This is a genomic window from Rhodovulum sp. PH10 (genome assembly GCF_000293785.1).
Classification (GTDB): domain Bacteria; phylum Pseudomonadota; class Alphaproteobacteria; order Rhizobiales; family Xanthobacteraceae; genus Rhodoplanes.
Genome location: NZ_AKZI01000041.1, coordinates 26,296 through 46,264, shown reverse-complemented (window position 1 = coordinate 46,264; position 19,969 = coordinate 26,296). Strand labels below are relative to the sequence as shown.

General features: G+C 69.4%; 19 protein-coding genes. 6 read left to right on the top strand and 13 right to left on the bottom strand.

Annotated features, from left to right (window positions below; all coding sequences use genetic code 11):
- The 5 genes from A33M_RS24845 to A33M_RS08320 form a co-directional block, all read right to left on the bottom strand.
- Nucleotides 1–538, bottom strand: a 538-nt coding sequence (locus A33M_RS24845; protein WP_237718320.1) for a MerR family transcriptional regulator, incomplete at its 3' end; no start/stop codon positions are given.
- A 45-nt stretch (nt 539–583) separates the two neighbouring features.
- Nucleotides 584–895, bottom strand: a complete 312-nt coding sequence (locus tag A33M_RS08335; protein ID WP_008385715.1) for an integration host factor subunit alpha — start codon at nt 893–895, stop codon at nt 584–586.
- A gap of 188 nt (nt 896–1,083) precedes the next feature.
- On the bottom strand, nt 1,084–2,061 hold the full coding sequence (locus A33M_RS08330; RefSeq protein WP_008385714.1) for a beta-ketoacyl-ACP synthase III: 978 nt from the start codon (nt 2,059–2,061) through the stop codon (nt 1,084–1,086).
- The gene (gene plsX / locus A33M_RS08325; RefSeq protein WP_008385711.1) at nt 2,058–3,101 is read right to left on the bottom strand and encodes a phosphate acyltransferase PlsX; all 1,044 of its coding nucleotides are present in this window, start codon (nt 3,099–3,101) and stop codon (nt 2,058–2,060) included. Before plsX ends, A33M_RS08330 begins: the two co-directional genes overlap by 4 nt.
- A gap of 186 nt (nt 3,102–3,287) precedes the next feature.
- Nucleotides 3,288–3,851, bottom strand: coding sequence for a YceD family protein (locus tag A33M_RS08320; protein ID WP_040619726.1), 564 nt, complete (start codon nt 3,849–3,851; stop codon nt 3,288–3,290).
- 279 nt (nt 3,852–4,130) lie between these two features.
- On the opposite strand from A33M_RS08320, the gene A33M_RS08315 reads away from it, so the two are divergent.
- The gene (locus A33M_RS08315; RefSeq protein WP_008385706.1) at nt 4,131–4,586 is read left to right on the top strand and encodes an outer membrane protein assembly factor BamE; all 456 of its coding nucleotides are present in this window, start codon (nt 4,131–4,133) and stop codon (nt 4,584–4,586) included.
- Nucleotides 4,587–4,691: 105 nt separating this feature from the next.
- Here A33M_RS08315 and A33M_RS08310 read toward each other — a convergent pair whose 3' ends face one another.
- On the bottom strand, nt 4,692–5,549 hold the full coding sequence (locus A33M_RS08310; protein WP_008385703.1) for a universal stress protein: 858 nt from the start codon (nt 5,547–5,549) through the stop codon (nt 4,692–4,694).
- A 1,685-nt stretch (nt 5,550–7,234) separates the two neighbouring features.
- Nucleotides 7,235–7,564, bottom strand: coding sequence for an ATPase inhibitor subunit zeta (locus A33M_RS24395; RefSeq protein WP_008385698.1), 330 nt, complete (start codon nt 7,562–7,564; stop codon nt 7,235–7,237).
- Between the two features lie 427 nt (nt 7,565–7,991).
- On the opposite strand from A33M_RS24395, the gene A33M_RS08300 reads away from it, so the two are divergent.
- Nucleotides 7,992–8,606, top strand: a complete 615-nt coding sequence (locus A33M_RS08300) for a nucleoside deaminase (RefSeq protein ID WP_008385696.1) — start codon at nt 7,992–7,994, stop codon at nt 8,604–8,606.
- Between the two features lie 12 nt (nt 8,607–8,618).
- On the opposite strand, the gene A33M_RS08295 is transcribed toward A33M_RS08300, so the two are convergent.
- The 5 genes from A33M_RS08295 to groES form a co-directional block, all read right to left on the bottom strand.
- Nucleotides 8,619–9,083 (bottom strand): SRPBCC family protein, encoded by a 465-nt coding sequence (locus A33M_RS08295; RefSeq protein ID WP_008385694.1) that lies wholly within the window; start codon nt 9,081–9,083, stop codon nt 8,619–8,621.
- A 56-nt stretch (nt 9,084–9,139) separates the two neighbouring features.
- Nucleotides 9,140–9,835: a cellulose biosynthesis protein BcsS gene (gene bcsS, locus A33M_RS08290; RefSeq protein WP_008385691.1), complete on the bottom strand. Its 696-nt coding sequence runs from the start codon at nt 9,833–9,835 to the stop codon at nt 9,140–9,142.
- A gap of 559 nt (nt 9,836–10,394) precedes the next feature.
- Nucleotides 10,395–10,955 (bottom strand): Uma2 family endonuclease, encoded by a 561-nt coding sequence (locus A33M_RS22260; protein WP_008385690.1) that lies wholly within the window; start codon nt 10,953–10,955, stop codon nt 10,395–10,397.
- Nucleotides 10,956–11,152: 197 nt separating this feature from the next.
- Nucleotides 11,153–12,790 (bottom strand): chaperonin GroEL, encoded by a 1,638-nt coding sequence (gene groL, locus A33M_RS08280; RefSeq protein WP_008385687.1) that lies wholly within the window; start codon nt 12,788–12,790, stop codon nt 11,153–11,155.
- A gap of 125 nt (nt 12,791–12,915) precedes the next feature.
- Nucleotides 12,916–13,230 (bottom strand): co-chaperone GroES, encoded by a 315-nt coding sequence (gene groES, locus A33M_RS08275; protein WP_008385685.1) that lies wholly within the window; start codon nt 13,228–13,230, stop codon nt 12,916–12,918.
- Between the two features lie 364 nt (nt 13,231–13,594).
- On the opposite strand from groES, the gene A33M_RS08270 reads away from it, so the two are divergent.
- Together A33M_RS08270 and A33M_RS08265 are read left to right on the top strand one after the other, a co-directional pair.
- Nucleotides 13,595–13,864, top strand: coding sequence for an usg protein (locus tag A33M_RS08270; RefSeq protein WP_008385682.1), 270 nt, complete (start codon nt 13,595–13,597; stop codon nt 13,862–13,864).
- Nucleotides 13,865–14,075: 211 nt separating this feature from the next.
- Nucleotides 14,076–14,876: a 3-hydroxybutyrate dehydrogenase gene (locus A33M_RS08265; RefSeq protein ID WP_008385680.1), complete on the top strand. Its 801-nt coding sequence runs from the start codon at nt 14,076–14,078 to the stop codon at nt 14,874–14,876.
- Between the two features lie 63 nt (nt 14,877–14,939).
- Here the strand turns inward: A33M_RS08265 and A33M_RS08260 are convergent, their stop codons facing one another.
- Nucleotides 14,940–16,205: a NupC/NupG family nucleoside CNT transporter gene (locus tag A33M_RS08260; protein ID WP_008385678.1), complete on the bottom strand. Its 1,266-nt coding sequence runs from the start codon at nt 16,203–16,205 to the stop codon at nt 14,940–14,942.
- A gap of 252 nt (nt 16,206–16,457) precedes the next feature.
- Here A33M_RS08260 and A33M_RS08255 point away from each other — a divergent pair, with 252 nt between their 5' ends.
- Entirely contained in the window at nt 16,458–16,832 is a 375-nt protein-coding gene (locus tag A33M_RS08255) for a cyclophilin-like fold protein (RefSeq protein WP_008385676.1), read from the top strand.
- 205 nt (nt 16,833–17,037) lie between these two features.
- Nucleotides 17,038–19,962: a hybrid sensor histidine kinase/response regulator gene (locus A33M_RS22255; protein WP_008385674.1), complete on the top strand. Its 2,925-nt coding sequence runs from the start codon at nt 17,038–17,040 to the stop codon at nt 19,960–19,962.
- Nucleotides 19,963–19,969: the final 7 nt, after the last annotated feature.

Here is a 19,969-nt window from a genome sequence, read left to right as displayed (position 1 = left end):
CGGCGTGCGGCGCCTGCGGCTGCTCGGCGCGGGTCTCGGCGGGCGCTTGCGGCGCATGCGGCCGGGGCTGCGGGGCGGCGGCGGGCGGCCCGAACGTCGGCTCGCGCCGGCCGTAAGGATCGAGTGATTCCAAAACCTCGAACGGGTCGGCGATCTCGGCCGCGTCCTCGCTCTCGGCTTCGGTGTCGACCTCGGTGTCGGCGCTCTCGTCGGCGTCCGGCTCGGCGGTGGCGTCGAGCTCGGGCTTGCGCTCGGGCTGCGGCGCGCCCTCCTGCCAGACGGTCTGCACGAAGCGGCCGCCCTGCTCGCGCAGAATGCGCTGGACGCCGCGAATGGTGTAGCCCTCGCCGTAGAGCAGATGGCGGATGCCGCGCAGAAGGTCGACGTCGTCGGGCCGGTAATAGCGCCGGCCGCCGCCGCGCTTCATCGGCCGCACCTGCGGAAAGCGGCTTTCCCAGAAGCGCAGCACGTGCTGCGGCAGGTCGAGCTCGTCGGCGACCTCGCTGATCGTCCGGAACGCGTCGGGTGCCTTGTTCACGCGCCGATCCTCGTGTCGCCGAACCCTCGTTGCAAATCCCCGGCGCTAGTCCTCGGCGCCGACCGGCTCTGCATTGATGCGCTGCTTGAGGATGGCGGACGGCTTGAACACCATCACCCGCCGCGGCGAGATCGGCACTTCCTTGCCGGTCTTCGGGTTGCGGCCGATCCGCTGGCCCTTCTTGCGAACCACGAACGAGCCGAACGACGACAGCTTCACCGTCTCGCCCCGCTCGAGGCAGTCGGTGATCTCCTTCAGCACGAGCTCGACCAGAGCGGCCGATTCCGTGCGGGAAAGTCCCAGCTTTTGATAAACGGCCTCACAAAGGTCCGCCCGCGTTACTGTCTTCGCGCTCATCGTCGCCCCAGCGCTTCCCCGTGGACTGACATATCCTACTGAAATACATGGATATCTCCACGTCTCCCCGGGGTCAACCGGCGGCGTGCCGCGAAGCGGAAGATTTGAACGCCGTTCCGCTGTTCGTCCGACGTCGCGGACGAGGGTAATCGGCTAGCCGGCGGGTCACCCGATACGCCGGTGAAATCTCACCAGCGGATCAGCGCGGCCCCCCACGTGAAGCCGCCGCCCATCGCCTCGACCATCACCAGGTCGCCCGGCTTGATGCGGCCGTCGAGCACCGCCTCGTCGATGGCGAGCGGGATCGAGGCCGCCGAGGTGTTGCCGTGGCGCTCGACCGTGTGGACGATCTTCTCCGGCCCGAGGCCGAGCTTGTGGGCGCAGGCGTCGATGATTCGCTTGTTGGCCTGGTGCGGCACGAACCAGTCGATGTCGGCGGCGGTGAAGCCGGTGTCGGCCAAAACCTCCTCGACCGCGCCGGTGATCATCTGCACGGCGTGGCGAAACACCTCGCGGCCTTCCATGCGCAGGCAGCCGACGGTGCCGGTCGAGGACGGGCCGCCGTCGACATAGAGCTTCTCCTTGTAGCGGCCGTCCGAATGGATGCGGGTCGCCAGCACGCCGCGATCCTGGTGGGTGCCGCTCGACGGCGTCGCCTCCAGCACCACCGCGCCGGCGCCGTCGCCGAAGATCACGCAGGTGCCGCGGTCCTTCCAGTCGATGATCCGCGAGAAGGTTTCCGCGCCGATCACCAGCGCACGCGCGAACCCGCCGGTGCGCAGCAGGCTGTCGGCGGTCGAGAGGGCGAACACGAAGCCCGAGCACACCGCCTGCATGTCGAAGGCGGCGCCCTTGGTGATGCCGAGGCTCGCCTGCACCGTCACCGCGCTCGCCGGAAAGGTGTTGTCCGGGGTGGCGGTGGCGAGCACGATCAGATCGATCGCCTGCGGCTCGAGCCCGGCCGCCTTCAGCGCGCCGCGCGCGGCGTGGAGCGCGAGATCGGACGTCACCTCGCCGGTCGCGGCGATCCGCCGCTCGCGGATGCCGGTGCGCTGGACGATCCAGTCGTCGCTGGTGTCGACCATGCCGGCCAGCTCGTCGTTGGTGACGATCCGGCTCGGCAGATAGCTCCCGCTCCCGCGAACGACCGAACGCACGACACTCACGAGGCGACCTCCACCGGGGCCGGGGCCGTCGCATCGAGCGTGCGGCGGATCCGGGCGAGCACATCGTAGCGGGCCATGTCCCAGCCGAGATCGACCGCCGCGGCAAACCCTTCCGCGTCGGTGCCGCCGTGGCTCTTGATCACCACGCCGTTGAGGCCGAGAAACACGCCGCCGTTGACCTTGCGCGGGTCCATCTTCTCCTTGAGCGTGGAGAAGGCTTTGCGCGCGAACAAATAGCCGATGCGGGCCGCCAGCGTGCGGCCCATCGCGCTCTTGAGATAGGCGGCGAACTGCTTCGCCGTGCCTTCGGCCGTCTTCAGCGCGATGTTGCCGGAGAAGCCCTCCGTCACCACCACGTCGACGGTGCCCTTGCCGATGTCGTCGCCCTCGACGAAGCCGTGATAGTCCATCCGGCCGGGGGCGGTGGCGCGCAGCACCTGGTGGGCCTGGCGGATCTCGTCGAGGCCCTTGACCTCCTCGACGCCGACATTCAAGAGCCCGACGCTCGGCCGGTCGATGTCGAGCACCACGCTCGCCATCGCCGCGCCCATGATGGCGAGCTGCACGAGGTGCTGCTCGTCGGCGCCGATCGAGGCGCCGACGTCGAGCACGATCGATTCGCCGCGCAGCGTCGGCCACAGGCAGGCGATCGCCGGGCGCGAGACGCCCGGAATGGTGCGCAAGTGGAACTTGGACATCGCCATCAGCGCGCCGGTGTTGCCGGCCGAGACGGCGACGTCGGCGTCGCCTTTCTTCACGGCGTCGATGGCGAGCCACATCGAGGAGCGCCACCGCCCGTGGCGGAGCGCCTGGCTCGGCTTCTCGTCCATCTTGATCGAGACGTCGGTGTGAACGACCGTCGAGGCCTCGCGCAGGGCCGGCCGGTCGGCCAACAGGCGGCCGATCACGGTCTCGTCACCGAACAGCAGGAAGCTGGTGTCCGGATGCCGGGCGAGGGAAATGTCGGCGCCGGCGAGCACCACGGAGGCTCCGTGATCTCCTCCCATGGCGTCGAGCGCGATACGAACCTTCTGCGACATGAACCGTCTTGGCAGGCGGCGCGACCGGCGCCGTAGGACCGGCCGAAACGGACCAGTCACTGGGTTGCGGGAGCGACGGACAATAGCGCGTTCGCGCTCTGTGACAATCGCTTAAATGGCGGATGGCGGGGGTCGTCCCCCGCGCGTTTCCGGTTCCGGATTCTCGTGGAAGTTTAAGGAGGTGGCTCAATCCTTCCGGTTCTTCTCGGCGAGTGCCGCGAGCGCCGCGAACGGTCCGGGCTCGGCCGGGCCGGGGTCGGGGGCGTCGAACACGGCGCCGGGCTTGCGCGGATAGGGGTCGATTCCGAGCAGCAGAAACTCGGTCGCGACGGCGCCGAGATCGATCGTGCCGTTCTCCAGCGGCTCGGGCGGCTCGGCCGCGGCCGGGTCGCGGCTCGCGACGGCGGCGGGGCTTTCGGCGACCGGCTCGCCGGCCGGGGTGGCGAGGCCTTCCGCAGGATCGGGGGCGAACACGAGGTCGACCTCCTCGGAAATCTCGCTCTCCATCGGCTCCAGAGTGACGACGCAGATTTGCCCGGCGGTCGCGGTGACGGTGCCGCCGACGGTGAACCGCCGGCCCTGCGGGGTGATGGCGAAATCCGCCTCGAGGCGCGACAGGCCGGTGAGGCCGCCGAGCGCGGCGATCCGCTGCCGCACCGATTCGTCGGCCGTGATGTGCATCGACAGGCCGTCCTCGGGGACGTCCTCGATTTTCACCGGCACGCTCCAGGGACGTTCGGGATCCGACATGACGAAAACTCCTCTGCGACCAGGCCGGCATATGGGGCGGCCCGCGGCGATCCGCGACCGGTATGCCACGATCACGCCATAGAGCGCGACAATGGTGCCGCCTCGGCGTGGTCTCGGGGCGGGACCGCGCCGCCTCGCGTGCGACTGCCGCCGCCCGGCGGCGCGGGACGCGAAACGGGCTCGATGCCGCGGAGGACCGCGGCCGGTGAGGGGGAAACCGTGCGCCACACGACGATTTCGCGGGACGGCATTTCGCGGGACGGGATTTCGCAACCCGGCATGTCGCAAGCCGGATGCGCTGCGCGAAAATTCCGGACGCCGCTGCGGGCGGTCGCCGCCGTGCTCGCGCTCGGGCTTCTGCTCGGCGGCTGCCTCACCCAGACCTATCAGCGCGGCTACATCGTGCCGGAAGGCGCGCTCGAGCAGATCCCGCTCGGTGCCTCGCAGGACCAGGTGCTGATCGTGCTCGGCACCCCCTCGACGGTCGCCACCGTGTCCGGCGAGGTGTTCTATTACATCTCCTCGCGCTCGGAGAAGACGTCGTTCCTGCCCCAGAAGGAGGTCGACCGCCGGGTGATCGCCGTCTATTTCGACGACAATCGCCGGGTCCGCCGGCTCGCCAATTACGGCATCAAGGACGGCCGGGTGTTCGACTTCGTCAGCCGCACGACCCCGAACGACGGCCAGGAGCTGAACTACCTCTCCTACGCCATCAAGGCGCTCACCAACTGGTGATCCACGCTCGCCGCCGCCTTCTCGCCGCCGGCCCCGCGTCGGCGGCGGAGGGGCCGCGTCGCCGGTTTCGCCGGCCGCCGGGTCGTCAGTGGCCCGTCAGTGGGGTCAGTGGGCCGTGAGCACCGGCACCTCGGCGTGGGTGAGGATGTGGCGGGTGGTGCCGCCGAAGATCATCTGGCGCAGCCGGCTCTGGGTGTAGGCGCCCTTGACGATCAGGTCGCAGCCGAGCCGGCTCGCATGCTCGAGGATGGTCGGGCCGGCGGTGCGGTTGTCACCACCGGTGGTGGCCACCAGCGCCGCCGTGATGCCGTGCCGCGACAGAGACGCGGCGAGCTGCTCGGCGCTCGGGCCCGGCACCGTCGCCCCCTCGACCGTGAGAATCGTCACCTGCTTCGCCTTCGCCAGAAACGGCATCGCGAAGCCGACCGCGCGCGCCTGCTCGGTCGAGCAGTTCCAGGCGATCAGCACGTGCTCGCCGACGGTGGCCGGCGCCTTCGGCGGCGCCAGCAGGATCGGCCGGCCGCTCTCGAACAGCCCGGCCTCGAAGGTGCTCATGTGCGGCCCGTGCGGCTCGTTGCTCGGGCGGCCGATCACCAGGACGTCGAACACCCGGCCGTGGTGCCCGACAAAATTGTCGCCCTCGGGCGCGTCGTCGAGCCAGCTCCAGCTCGGGCCGGTGGGCGCCACGCCGGCCGGGACGTGCAGCGGCTTTGCCGGCACCCCGTTCGCCTGCATGAAGCGCTCGAAAGCGGCGCGGGCCAGACGGGCGGCTTCGGCGTTCTCCTCCTCGAAGAAGGCGAGCGAGGCGGAGGGCGCGACGTCCATCGCCACCACGGTCGGCACCGAGACGCGCACGGCAAATCCTTCGAGGTGGCTGCCGAAGCCGGTCGCCACCCGCAATGCGGTGGCGAGCGTCGCGTCCATCACGTCGTTCGCCTCGGTCGGGACGAGAATGGTTTTCATGGCTGCTCGGCCTCTGTATCCTGAGCGATTTTTGCGCGCCGCCGCGAGGGTGCCGGGATGTTTTCCCAGACCGTTCGGATCCCGCTGCGCCCCCCGACGCGAGGTCGACGAATAGGACGAAACGCGGGCCCGTGTCGAGCCGCGCGGTTTTGCCCGGGCAGGGCGGCGTCTCCGATGGACGGCGCGGCCCGCGCAGCGCCTTCGTCCTTCGAGATGCCGGCGTTCCGCCCGCCCTCGGGACGAGGTCGGCCTCTGTCGCCGTCGGTGCGAGACCGGCGTGCGATTGCAATGGGCCGCTCCGTATGCCGAGGAGCGGCCACCGGCCGCGTCTCGAACCACGAGGCCGCTTTCGCTCTTCGAGACGCGCGCCTGCGGCGTGTTCCTCCGGCCGACGACGGAGAGAGGTTTTCGCGAAGGTGCGCCGGCACGACGGCGGAATTTTCGAGGCTCGGGACACCCGACGAACGAGCCGGACGCGACATCGGCCGGACGGACATGGGCCGGGCCGACATTCGATGGACGCGACATGCGATAGTCGCGACATGGGCCGGGCGCGACATGAGCCGGGCCGATATGCGCTGGACGCGACATATGCCGGGCGCCACATGGGCCGGACGTAAATCACGTCGCAGGGAGCAAACAAAAACGGACCAAACAAAACGAGAAACAAAAAACGCTCACTGCGGGGCAGGAGCGTCACCAAACTCATATCTGATCAGGACCGCTCGTCGGGGAGGGTCACTCCCCTCGGAGTGGTGTTCAAGGCGGAAGCGGCCTAGGTGGGCTTTGCCTCACTGATGCAGCCCGATGGGGCCGCTTCCGGCCCGAACCGTTGTGGGGTCAGCCGCTACGTCACGATCCCAACGAAGATCACGACGATTGTCGCGGCCTTGCGAGCCCGGTGGCATACGACCTCCTGCGCTCTCGCCGGTCACCCGGCTTCCGAACACCGGTCACCCGCGTTCGCTCGGCTCCGGCATCTGCTGGACATTGGGTCGCAATGTCGCCCGCTGTGATGACCGGCTCCTGTATCTGCTCCTCACGACTGCTTCCGAAGTTTGCTCCCTTGGAAGACGCTGTGTCGTTCGTGAGCCGATGGGTGAATGGTCGCGCCGAAGGTCGATGTTGTCAAGCGGCTCCGCGCCGCCGCGGTGAATTTCTGGTTGCTCGCTGCGACGGTGCGAGCGACCTCGCCGCACGACGGTCGTAGGCGCGATTCCGGTGTGCCACCTGGTGTGTCGTCGGGTGCGCCGTTCGGTGTGCGATGCAGCAGAGAACAATGCGGCGCGGCGCTTCGATCCCGTTGCCGGTGCACACCAAACGGTATCTGCCGCATGTCTCCGTCTCGCGGCGACTGCGCGCGTCCGCGCCGGCGACGCGGCGGAGGCGGCGACGCCGGCGATCTCTCGGCTGATCACGTGACCGTCCGAGGTGATCCTCTCTCGTGAGCGTCTTTCGTGCCCCTCTCTCGCATCGACGCCGGCAAGCCGACGTGATCACGTCGCCGAGCGGTGACACACTTGCGGCCGGCAGTGCGCCGGCCCGCACGATCGTTTGTTTGTTTGCTCGCTCGTTTGCTCGCTCGCTCGTTGCGCGTCTGTTTGTCTGCTCGCTTGCGAACTCGTTCGCCGCGTCCGGTGCGCGCCCGGCATCCGCGGGCCGACGCGCTGGACATTCGAAGCCGATCAGGCGCCGACGGTTGCGAGCTGAACGGCCGCCTCCCGATGCAGCGCCTCCAGTTTTTCGGCGATCGTCTCGCGTGGGGTCGCGACGCCGGCGCGGTTGAGGTCGTACCAAATCTTGTCGACCACCTCCCGATCGCTGCCGGCGATCGATCCGCAGCCGTGCACTTCCGCCGCATAGATCGACAGCGCGTCGTCGGCGAGCCGCATCAGGCGGCCGGCCCACAAGCCGGCGAGCGCGTTTCGTCGGGCGGTGATGCTGTCGCGTGTGTCGATCTCGGGGCACCAGCGTCGTGTCGTCGCACGCCGTGCGAGGGCTTCGACGTCGATCATGGCCGTCTCCTCTGCCGGGTTGGCCGTGTGCATTCGCGGTGTCGTGCCGGTGCCGTCGGGTCCGGGTCGGGATCGACGACCGCGCTCGCGGTCGGATACAGCCGCCCGATGGCAACGACGTGACTCCATCGTCTCCCGTGCCGGCGGCGTTCTCCTCCGTCGTGCGGCCGACGCTGTGCTGCGATGCAGTTCGGTGCCGCAACGCAGCGCCGCGCATTCGGTTCCCCGGCCGCGAGGAACCGAGCGCTTTTCCGAGCCGCCGTCGGCAGCGCCGTCGGATCGCGGTAATTCGGGAGGGTCGGCGGGAGGGCCCGCCGCCGCCCCGGCGGCCGTCAGCCGCAGCCGAAATGCGTCCGTCGCCGGCGTCGGCGGCCTTGTCCGCCGCGCCCCCGGCGCGATATCCCGGAGGTGGGACGAGGACGGGAGAATGGAAGCGGTGACCGGGGAGACGCTCGACGCGCGGATGATGCGGCGGGCGATCGCGCTGGGCGGACGGAGCGGCCACGAATTGCCGTTCGCCTGCGTGATCTGTCGCGACGGCGAGGTGGTCGCCGAGGCGACCAATGCGGTGCGCCAGGAGCAGGACGTGACGCGCCATGCGGAAATCGTCGCGATGGCGGCGGCGCGGCGCGCGCTCGGCAAGCGCAGCCTCGCCCGCTGCACGCTCTACACGACGGTCGAGCCGTGCGCGATGTGCTCCTTCGCGATCCGCGAGTCGCGCATCGCGCGGGTGGTCTATGCGCTGCGCTCGCCGATGATGGGCGGGCACTCGAAATGGAACATTTTGGATGACGCGGAGCTCTCGCGCCGCATGCCGGAGGTGTTCGGGCCGCCGCCGGAGGTGGTGCGCGACCTGCTCGCGCGCGAGGTGGAGCGCGGATGGCTCGCCTGGAACCCGCTGGTGTGGAGCATCATCCGCATGCGCGGCTGCTTTTGTGCGCACACCGAGCCGGCCGGGCGGGCGACGAGCGGCGGCGCGGCGTTGCCGGTCGGGCCCGAGCGGCGGCGCGGCTTCTTTCGCGGGCTGTTCAGCGGGACGTGAGGCGGACGGGCGTCACGCCCGCGACAGCGTGCGGGCGAGGCCGGCGCGGCCGGAGCGCATCACCTCGGCGTGGCTGCGCAGAAAGATCGATTTCGCGAACGGGGCGACCAGCCGCAGGCCGGGGGCCGTCAGCCTCACCCGCCATTCGTAGCGCACACGGGTGCCGGCGCTCGTCGGGGCGAGGCGCCAGCGCCCTGTGCCGGTGAGCGCGCCGTCGGCGACGCCCTCGATCAGCGCGAGCGGCTCGATCCGGGTGGTGCGGACGTTGAAGGCGAGCGGCACCGGCAGGCTGGTCTTCCAGGCGAAGCGGATATAGGAGCCGACGCCGCTCGGCTCGCCGCGCTCGATCACCTCGGCACGCGTCACCGCCGGCCACCAGCTCGGCCATTCGGCCGGCCGCATCAGCACGTCCCACACCGCCTCTGGCGGTGCGGCGAGTTCCCAGTCACTGACCAGATCGAAGCCGGTGTTCGCCATCCTTTCGGCTTAACAGGAAAGGGCGCCCGGCAGAAGCCGGCGACCACCCCGCCGGATCAGTGGCGGGACAGCACGCCGAACCGCAGATAGGGGCCGGTGCGGGAATCGCTGTCGGTGGTCACGCCGGCGCCGGCCGACCATTCGAGCGTGCCGAGCCGCAGCGCGGTCATGTGGGCGCCGAGCCGGATCTGGCGATAATCGCCGTCACCGAGCGCCTGCAGCTCCGGGCCGACGTAAAAGCCGCCGTGGAACCGCTCGAGCACCCGCCAGCCGACCGCCGCTTCGACGCCGTAGCTGGTGCCGACCGTCGACCAGCTCGCCGCCGCCCGCGTCATCGTCTCGCCCGGAACCGGCTCCCACCACGTCTCGAGGCCGAACCGCAGGCCGAACGCGCTGCCGCGCAGCCGGCTCGACGGGTCGTCGGGCGAATGCCAGTGCTGCTGAAGATCGACGCCGCCGAAGACGCGCAGCTGGAACTTGTCCTTCACGAAGCTCCAGCCCGGCATCACCGAGGTGACGATTTGTGCCGCGGCGATCTCCTGCGCGCCGGAAAAGTAGCGATAGGTGCCGGTGCCGGCCAAATACTTGATCACCAGGCCGTCGCGGTCGAGGCCGAGATCGCTCCACAGGAAGCCGCCATAGAGGAAGCCGCCGGTGTGCCAGAGATCGCTGCCGGAAAACAGCAGCGTGCGCTCGATGTCGGCACCGGCGGTGGTCGGGGCAGGGGAGGTGGCGGAGGCGGGAGCCACCATCAGGGCCGCGAGACACGAGGCGACAGCCGGAACGGCTGCGCCGAGACGAGTTCGACGCATTCGGTCAGTCCTCACGATGTCAGGGTCCGCCGCTGCGCCGGAAAGGATAAAAGGTGGTATTGGGGGATGTCCAAGCGGTTCACTTTTCGTGCGCCGGCCGGCCGGGCGGGGGTCGAGTCGTGTGTCGAACGCGCAATGACTTTTCGTCCGTCTCCGCGACTTTTGCGAAAAACGTCGAAAACGGCGCGAGCCGGAAAATCGCCACGACTTTCTCGATCCCGTTAACCTCCCATTAACCGAATGCGACCATCCTTTGTCTTCAGAAGACAGGCGCTTCGGCGCCGACGGCCACGAGCCGGTGACGCCGGATGTACGCGCACCGTCGGTGGCCGACAGTTCCCGCTCGGGGGCGGGTATGGGGGACCGGCGTCTGCTGCGACGCCGACGGCAGAAAGGCCCGGGTCGACCAGACCCGGGCCTTTTGCCGTCGACGAGAGCTTTTGCCGCGCGCGGTTTTTTTGCGCCGCGCCCGATCGAGAGCGTACGGCGGTTCCGCCGGCTATTCGAAGCGAATACGGCGATAAATTTCAGAAAGTGGCAATTCGATCCCCAAGGCCGGAATGTCGACGGCCGCTTGCGGGTCGTCGAGCACGGCGGGGCCGGGCGGAAAGCCCGCCGACGTGCGGGTCCAGACCCACGCTTTCGGCTCGTCCTGGGCGACCACCAGGTAGGTGCGAAGGCTCGGCAGCAACAAATACTCGGCCGCCTTGTCGCCGAGGTCGATCCGCTCGGAGGAGGGCGACAGCACCTCGGCGATGAAAACCGGAGCGGTCGCCGTCCGGTCGGTCCGGGCGCCATCCGCCGGATCGACGACGACATCGGGAAACCGGACGGTCGAGGGCCCGACATCGACGCCGAATTCGGGCAGGACGGCCCACGTGTCGGGATCGAGTCTCGCGTCCAGCGCTTTGGCCAGATCGAAGGCGATCTGCCAATGGCCGCGCAATCCGCCGGTCATCATCACGATGCGCCCCCGCACGAGCTCGAAATTTTCCTCCTGGCGCTCGGCCCAGGTCAGGAAAGCGGACTTGTCCATCTGCACGGGGGTCTGAACGGTCATGACGGCCTCGCTCGCGAGCCGGAAGTCTAACGCGCCTGCCGACGACGAAAAAGGCCCGGGTGTTTCCACCCGGGCCTTCGAGACGGTTCGGTCGACGCGTGTCGATCAAAAATCCATGCCGCCGCCCGAAGTCGGCCCTGGCCGACTTCGGAACGCAAGACGGGGCGGCGGCTCGATCGACATCGAATGGATGTCGATCAGAAATCCATGCCGCCGCCGGGCATGCCGCCGCCCGGCATCGCCGGGGCGTTCTTCTTCGGCAGCTCGGCGACCATCGCCTCGGTGGTGATGAGCAGGCCGGCAATCGAGGCGGCGTTCTGCAGCGCCGCGCGCACCACCTTGGCCGGATCGATGATGCCCTTCGCCACCAGGTCGCCGTACTGGCCGGACTGGGCGTCGAAGCCGAAGCCGTAGGTGCCGGTTTCGAGGATCTTTCCGACCACCACCGAGCCGTCCTCGCCGGCATTGAGCGAGATCTGGCGCGCCGGATAGGACAGCGCCTTGCGGACGATCTCGACGCCGTGCTTCTGGTCCTCGTTGGTGGTGGTCACCGCATCGATCGCCTTGGTGGCACGGAGAAGGGCGACGCCGCCGCCCGGCAGAATGCCTTCCTCGACAGCCGCGCGGGTCGCGTGCATGGCGTCGTCGACGCGGTCCTTGCGCTCCTTCACCTCGACCTCGGTCGCGCCGCCGACACGGATCACCGCGACGCCGCCGGCGAGTTTTGCCAGCCGCTCCTGCAGCTTCTCGCGGTCGTAGTCGGAGGTGGTCTCCTCGATCTGCGCCTTGATCTGCGCGACCCGCGCCTCGATGTCGGCCTTGGTGCCGGCGCCGTCGACGATCGTGGTGTTCTCCTTCTCGATCGTCACCCGCTTGGCGCGGCCGAGCATTTGCAGCGTCACGTTGTCGAGCTTGATGCCGAGATCTTCGGAGATCGCCTGGCCGCCGGTGAGGATGGCGATGTCCTGCAGCATCGCCTTGCGGCGATCGCCGAAGCCCGGCGCCTTGACCGCCGCGACCTTCAGGCCGCCGCGCAGCTTGTTGACGACCAGGGTGGCCAGCGCCTCGCCCTCGACGTCCTCGGCGACGATCAGCAGCGGCTTGCCGGTCTGCACCACCGCCTCCAGCAGCGGCAGCATCTCCTGCAGGCCGGAGAGCTTCTTCTCGTAGATGAGGATGTAGGGATCTTCCAGCTCCACCCGCATCTTGTCGGCGTTGGTGATGAAATAGGGCGAGATGTAGCCGCGGTCGAACTGCATGCCCTCGACGACGTCGAGCTCGGTCTCCAGGCTCTTCGCCTCCTCGACCGTGATGACGCCCTCGTTGCCGACCTTCTTCATCGCCTCGGCGAGATAGCGGCCGATCTCCTCGTCGCCGTTGGCCGAGATGGTGCCGACCTGGGCGATCTCGTCGTTCGAGGTGATCTTCTTGGCGTTGGTCAGAAGGTCCTTCACGACGGCCTCGACGGCGAGGTCGATGCCGCGCTTGAGGTCCATCGGGTTCATGCCGGCAGCGACCGCCTTGGCGCCCTCCTTGACGATCGCCTGGGCGAGCACGGTCGCCGTGGTGGTGCCGTCACCGGCGACGTCGGACGACTTCGAGGCCACCTCGCGCACCATCTGCGCGCCCATGTTCTCGAACTTGTCCTCGAGCTCGATCTCCTTGGCGACGGTGACGCCGTCCTTGGTGATGCGCGGCGCGCCGAAGCTCTTCTCCAGCACCACGTTGCGGCCCTTGGGGCCGAGCGTGACCTTCACGGCATTGGCGAGCACGTCGACGCCGCGCAGCATCTTGTCGCGCGCGTCCGACGAAAACTTGACGTCCTTGGCAGCCATCTCTCTTCAGCTCCTGAATGAAACCGTAGGGTTCTCCCGACCCGGCGAGACCACGGTGCCGACCACGCAAAGAAAGTCCGGCAGCGGTCCGTTCAGGTGAGCGGTTCGGTCTGTCGATCGGGCGGTCAGGCGGCCTTCTGGCCCGCCTCGGCGTCGGTGAGGACGCCCATGATGTCGCTCTCCTTCATGATGAGATATTCGACGCCGTCGAGCTTGACCTCGGTGCCGGACCATTTGCCGAACAGCACCTTGTCGCCGACCTGGAGGTCGAGCGGGATCAGCTTGCCGGCCTCGTCGCGGCCGCCCGGACCGACGGCGACGATGCGGCCCTGCTGCGGCTTCTCCTTGGCGCTGTCGGGGATGATGATCCCGCCGGCGGTCTTCTCCTCGGCCTCGATGCGCTCGACGACCACGCGGTCGTGAAGCGGGCGGAACTTCATGGGATCCTCCTGAGTTTCGACGCAGACGACGTGTGTTGGAGACGGGCCGGCTCGGCGGCGGCCGCGAGCCTGAGCCCGGCTGCCAGATGGGTGGGGGTTCGCGGCGGTTCAAGAGGTATTCCGAAAAATTTTGGCACTCCGGCGCGTCGACTGCCAAGCCCCTGATTCGACATGGTGAAGCATGTTCGGTCGGGCCTCGTTCGAGGCTCCGAAGCAGAGGACGTGTGGTCCAGCGTAGAGGCCGTGTCAGCAGCGGGGTAGGGAGAGTGCCAAGCCCGTTTCGTGAACAGTTTGTTCACCAATCGAGCTTGCAATGATCGGGAGTGCGTCGAATGATTTCCGTTCTACCGGGATGGGGGATGGCATGACCTCGAAGGACTTCTCCAAACAACTGCTCGGCTACGGCCTGACGACCGCGCACATTCTTTACCGGCTCCCGGATCACCCCTGGCTGCTCCAGAGCTACATCTGGCAGGACTACGACCTGCACCCGCACTTCCCGGAGCTGAACAAGTTTCTGGAGTTTTGGCGGGCCGAGCTCGAGGGGCCGCTGCACTCGGTCACGGTCGCTCATTCGCGGCTCGTGAAGCCCGCGGAGATCCGCACGCTCGACGGCACCTTCGCGCTGAACTGAGCCGGACCGATCGATCGGCGCCGAGGCGCGGCTCGCCGTGCCCCGGGCCGCGCATCGCCCGATCACTCGTCTTTCGTGTTTCCGTTGCCGTCCGCCCGGCGAGCCTGCACACTCGTGGTTGCAGAGCGGAAGCCGGCCCGCCGGCGATCGGCGCGCCCATCAACGCACGCGCGCATGGGCGCGAAAAAGCGGGACACACGAGGAGCGAGACATGCCGAAGGGGCAAGAAATCTTGAAGGGAAAGGTCGCGGTCGTCACCGGCTCGACCAGCGGGATCGGGCTCGGCATCGCCCGGGCACTGGCCGCCGAGGGGGCCGACATCATGCTGAACGGCTTTGGCGATCCCGCCGAGATCGAGGCGATCCGCGCTGATCTCGCCGGCGAGTTCGGGGGGCGCGTCGCCTACAATGGGGCGGACCTCTCGAAGCCCGCCGAGACCAAGGGTTTGATCGAGGCCGCCACCAACGAGCTCGGGCGGGTCGACGTGCTCGTCAACAATGCCGGCATCCAGTTCGTCGCGCCGGTGGAGGAGTTTCCGGACGACAAGTGGGAGCTGGTCGTCGCCATCAACCTGTCGGCCTGCTTCTACGCGATCAAGGCGGCGCTGCCGCAGATGAAGAGCCGCAACTGGGGCCGCATCGTCAACATCGCCTCGGCGCACGGGCTCACCGCGTCGCGCGACAAGGCGGCCTATGTGTCGGCCAAGCACGGTCTGGTCGGGCTCACCAAGGTGGTGGCGCTGGAGACCGCCGAGACCGGCGTCACCTGCAACGCGATCTGCCCCGGCTGGGTGCTGACGCCGCTCGTCCAGAAGCAGATCGACGCGCTCGCCGCGCGTGAAGGCCTGAGCAATGCGGAGGCCGGCCGCAAGCTGCTTTCCGAGCGCCAGCCGTCGAAGCAGTTCGTGACGCCCGAGCAGCTCGGCCAGCTCGCGGTGTTCATGTGCTCGGACGGCGCCGCCGAGCTGCGCGGCGCTGCCGTCAACATGGACGGCGGCTGGTGCGCCCAATAGGGGAGGCGTCCCCGACGAGCCCGGACGCCGCGTCGCGCGCAGCGCGGCGGCCGGGGGGGGGCCTCACGTGAGCATGCCGACGATCGCACCGACCGTGCAGGTGGCGAGCGTGCCCGAGACGATCGTCCGCGGGCCGAGCGCCACCACCTCGTCGCGCCGCTCCGGCGCCATCGTCGAGAGCCCGGCGATCATGATGCCGAGGCTGCCGAAATTGGCGAAGCCGCACATCGCGTAGAGCATGATCAGGCGCGAGCGCGGATCGAGCGCGCCCTCCGGCAGCTTCGACAGCTCGACATAGGCGATCAGCTCGTTGAGCACCGTCTTGATGCCCATCAGCCCGCCGGCGGTGACCGCCTGGTCCCACGGGATGCCCATCAGGAAGCAGATCGGCGCCATCACGAAGCCGAGCAGCCGCTGCAGCGACAACGGCGCGCCGCCGACCTCCGGCACCAGGCCGAGCAGCAGGTTGGCGAGATGCACCAGCGCCACCAGCACGATCAGCATGGCGACGATGTTGAGCAGCAGCTCGAGGCCGATCACGGTGCCCCGGACGATCGCATCCATCGTGCTGGCGGCGACCGAGGGCGGGGTCGCCAGCACGGCGTCGCGATCGCCCGTGCCGACCGGGTCCGGCACCATCAGATGGCTGATCACCAGTGCCGCCGGGGCGCCGAGCACCGAGGCGACCAGAAGATGCCCGGCGACGTCCGGGATGACGTCGCGCAACAGCGTGGCATAGAGCACGAACATCGTGCCGGCGATGGTCGCCATGCCGCCGCTCATCACCATGAACAGCTCGCCGCGGGTGAGTTTCGTGAGATAGGGCCGGATGAACAGCGGCGCCTCGACCATGCCGACGAAGACGTTGGCGGCGGCCGACAGCCCGACCGCGCCGCCGACGCCGAGCGTGCGCTCCAGCACGAAGGCGAAGCCGCGCACGATCGGCGGAAGGATCTTCCAGTGGAACAGCAGGGTGGTGAGGGCGCTCATCACCAGCACGATCGGCAGCGCCTGGAACGCCAGCACGAAGCCGCCGCCCGGCGTCTTGGGCTCGAAGGGCAAGGTGTCGCCCCCGAGATAGCCGAACACGAAGCCGGTGCCGGCGCGCGTCGCGGCGGCGATCGCATCGACCCCGGCACCGAGGCCGGAGAAGGCGACCTTCACCGCCGGCACGCCGAGCAGCAGGAGCGCGAGGCCGATCGTGAGGAGAAGGCCGACCGCGACGGTGCGCGGCCGCACCGCCCGGCGGTTCTCGCCAAAGGCCCAAGCGATCGCCAGCAGCACGAGAACGCCGGCCCCGGACTGGAGCTGCGGCAGAAACCCACTCATCGATGATGCCCCCGTCGGCTCGCACCCGCGTGCGGCGACTCGCCCGTATGTCCTCGGCGGCGTTCTGCACGATCCGTGCCGCCGGGAACACACGTCTTTGGTCGCGACCGGCGTGCCGTCCACCACCGCGGTGGCCGCCGGGCGGCGCCTCGTGCGGCACGTGCTGCGGCATCTCGCGCGGCGGCGTGGCGAGCCTGCCGGCCGGCCGCGGGCGTGCTATCCTGCCGTGCACTGCAGCCACGGAGCGACGCCATGGCCCGTATTCGTTTCGATTTCGGATCGCAAACCCTCGACGCCATCCTGCTCGACGGCCCGACCGCCGAGGCGGTGGCCGCCGCGCTGCCGTTCTCGGCGGCGGTGCTGACCTGGGGCGAGGAGGTCTATTTCGAGGTGCCGGTGAAGGCGGCGCGCGAGCCGGAGGCGCGGGTGGTGGTGACGGCGGGCGAGATCGTCTACTGGCCGGAGGGGCCGGCGATCGCCATCGGCTACGGCCGCACCCCGATCAGCCGGGACGGCGAGATCCGCCTCGCGGCGCCGTGCAACCTGTTCGCCCGGGCCGAGGGCGACGTCCGCACGCTGGCCACCGTCGCGCCCGGTACCCGGGTGACGGTGACCCGGCTGGACTGAGGCGACGATCGGCCGACTCTCCGTAAAGGTCCGTATTCTCTTCGAGATTTCGTCGAGGCGGGCAACGTCTCGTCAATTGTCCGAAAAGCTTTCGGGTCCGTCGAGCGTGGCCGTTAACCACTCCGGCGGCGCCGATCGGTCATGGTCGCCCGGGAAACGCCCAACGTCGGCACGGCGAGCGATCGTGCCGAGAGACAGGACCCGCATGACCCTGGACACCCCCGATCGTGGGCTCCGCGCGAGCCTCTCCTCGTTCCTCCACACGCTGCGCCGGCCGCGGGTCGGCGCCTACGGCGCGCTCGTGCTCGGCGTCGCGGTCGTCGCGATGATCTGGGCCGGCGCCTTCTATGCCGTGCACGAGGAGCGCCGCGCCGTCGAGACCGACGCCCGCCAGACCACCAAGAACCTCGCCCGCGCGTTCGAGGAGCAGATCATCCGGGCGATCCGCGGAGTCGACCAGACGCTGTTGTTCGTGCGCGACATCTATGCGCGCGACCCGCGAGGCTTCGACGTGCTGCCGTGGGCGGCGGCGAGCGAGCGGGCGAACGACTTCGCCTTCCAGGTCTCGATCATCGATCGCGACGGCCGCTTCCTCACCAGCAATCTCGATCCGAGCGGCGGCGCGCGGGTCGATCTCAGCGACCGCGAGCATTTTCGCGTCCAGAAGGAGGGCGTCGGCGACGAGCTGTTCATCAGCCGGCCGATCCTCGGCCGCGTCAGCAAGAAGTGGTCGATCAACATCTCGCGCCGCATCTCCGCCCCCGACGGCAGCTTTCTCGGCGCGGCGGTGGTGTCGGTCGATCCGGCCGATCTCACCCGCTTCTACGACCAGATCGATCTCGGGCAGGGCGGCGCCATCACGCTGGTCGGCACCGACGGCGTGGTGCGGGCGCGGGTGGCCGACGGCGTCGGCATGAACGAGGTGGCGGTGGCCGAGCTGCCGCTGACCGAGCGGTTCGCCGAGACGCCGGACGGCACGCTCGACTTCCGCAGCAAGTTCGACGGGGTCGACCGCATCGTCAGCTTCCGCAAGGTGCGCGGGCTTCCGCTGGTGGTCGCCGTCGGCCTGTCCGACCGCACCGTGCTGGCGCCCTACGAGCGCACCCGCCGCGTCTGGCTGGTCGGCGCCGCTGTGCTCACCCTCGGGGTGATCGCCGTCCTGGTGATGATCCAGCGCTACCAGGCGGGGCTGCGCCGCACCACCGCCGCCGCCGAGGCGGTCGCCCGCGCGCGCTCGGAATTCCTGGCGGTGATCAGCCACGAGATCCGCACGCCCCTCAACGGCGTGATCGGCATGGCCGACCTCCTGGTCGGCAGCCGGCTCGAGGGCGAGCCGAAGCGTTTTGCCCGCACGCTGCGCGACGCCGCCGAGCATCTGCTGCACGTGGTCAGCGACGTGCTCGACTTCTCCAAGCTCGACTCCGGCTCGCTCGACGTCGAGGATCTCTCGTTCGACCTCGTGGAGCTGGTCGAGACCACCGTGCAGGCGCTGGCGCCGCGCGCCCTGGACAAGGGGCTGGCGCTCGCCGCGGTGTTCTCTCCCGATCTGCCGCGCACCGTGACGGGCGATCCCGGCCGGATCCGGCAGGTGCTGCTCAACCTTCTCACCAACGGCGTGAAGTTCACCGAGACCGGCGGCGTCACCATCGACGTGACGCGGACCGCGTCCCGCGAGGCGGGGAGGGTGGGGATCGCGTTCGAGATCGCCGACTCCGGCATCGGCATCGCCGAGGAGGCGATGGCGCGGCTGTTCCGCGCCTTCGAGCAGGCCGACATCTCGGTGTGGCGCCAGTTCGGCGGCACCGGGCTCGGGCTGGCGATCAGCAAGCGGCTGATCGACCGGATGGGCGGAACCATCGCGGTGACCAGCGCGGTCGGGCGCGGCACCACGTTTCGCGTCGCGCTCGAGCTGCCGATCGCCGGCGAGGCGATCGAGACCATCGGCGGCGTCGCCACCAGCCGGCCGCGGGTGCTGGTGGTCGACCGCAACCCGGTGTCGCGCGCGGCGATGGTGCGCCAGCTCGCCGCCCTCGGCGCCGAGGCGAGCGCCGCCAACACGCCGGCGCTCGGCATCTCGATGGCGTGGGACGCGGCGGTGACCGCGCATCCGTTCGCCTGCGTGGTGGTCGACGAGTCGATCACCACGGTCGACATCGCCGGCTCGCTGCGCGCCGAGCCGTGCATGGCGACCACCCGGCTGGTGCTGACCACCGCCTCGCTCGGCAACGATCCGGACGGGGTGATCCGAAGCCGCTTCGACGTGGTGCTCGGCAAGCCGGTGAGCTTCGCGGCGGTGTGCCGGCGCATCCTCGACGATGTCGCGCTGCCCGAGCCGGCGTCCCGCACCGAGCCCGACAGGCCGGTGCTCGGCGTCGCCCATCCGCTGCGCATCCTGGTCGCCGAGGACAACCCGATCAATCAGCTGGTGGCGAGCAAGCTCCTGGAATCGCTCGGCTACCGGGCCGATCTCGTGCCCGACGGAGCGACCGCGCTGACCGCCGTGCGCACCGTCCCCTACGATCTCGTCTTCATGGACGTGACGATGCCCGAGATGGACGGCCTGACGGCGACCCGTGCGATCCGCGCGCTGCCCGATCCGGCCCGCCGCGTCCACATCGTTGCGCTGACCGCCAACGCCTTCAAGCACGACGCCGAGACCTGCCGCGCCGCCGGGATGAACGACTTCGTCGGCAAGCCGGTGACCCGCGAGCGGCTGGAGGCGGCGATCCGCCGCTATTTCGGCCTGCGGGTGCAGCGGGAGCGGATCGGCACCGCGGTCGGCGTGCCGATGGTGTTCGACCGCGCGGTGTTCGACCGGCTCGGCGACGCGATCGGCGCCGACGGCGCGCGCCAGGTGCTGGACACCTTCATGAGCGATACCGCCAAGCGGGTGCGGCTGCTGCGCAGCCGCGCCGCCGCCCGCAAGGCCGGCGAGGTCGAGCACGAGGCGCACACGCTCAAGAGCGCGGCCGGCTCGCTCGGCTTCACGAGGCTCGCCGAGATCGCCCGCCAGCTCGAGGCGGACGCCCGGGCGGGGCGGGTGCAGGACCTCGATCGGCTCGGCGTCGCCCTGTCGGTCGCCTTCGAGGAGCTGTCGGGCACGGTCGACGAGCTCGGCAAGGTGGCCTGACGGCAGC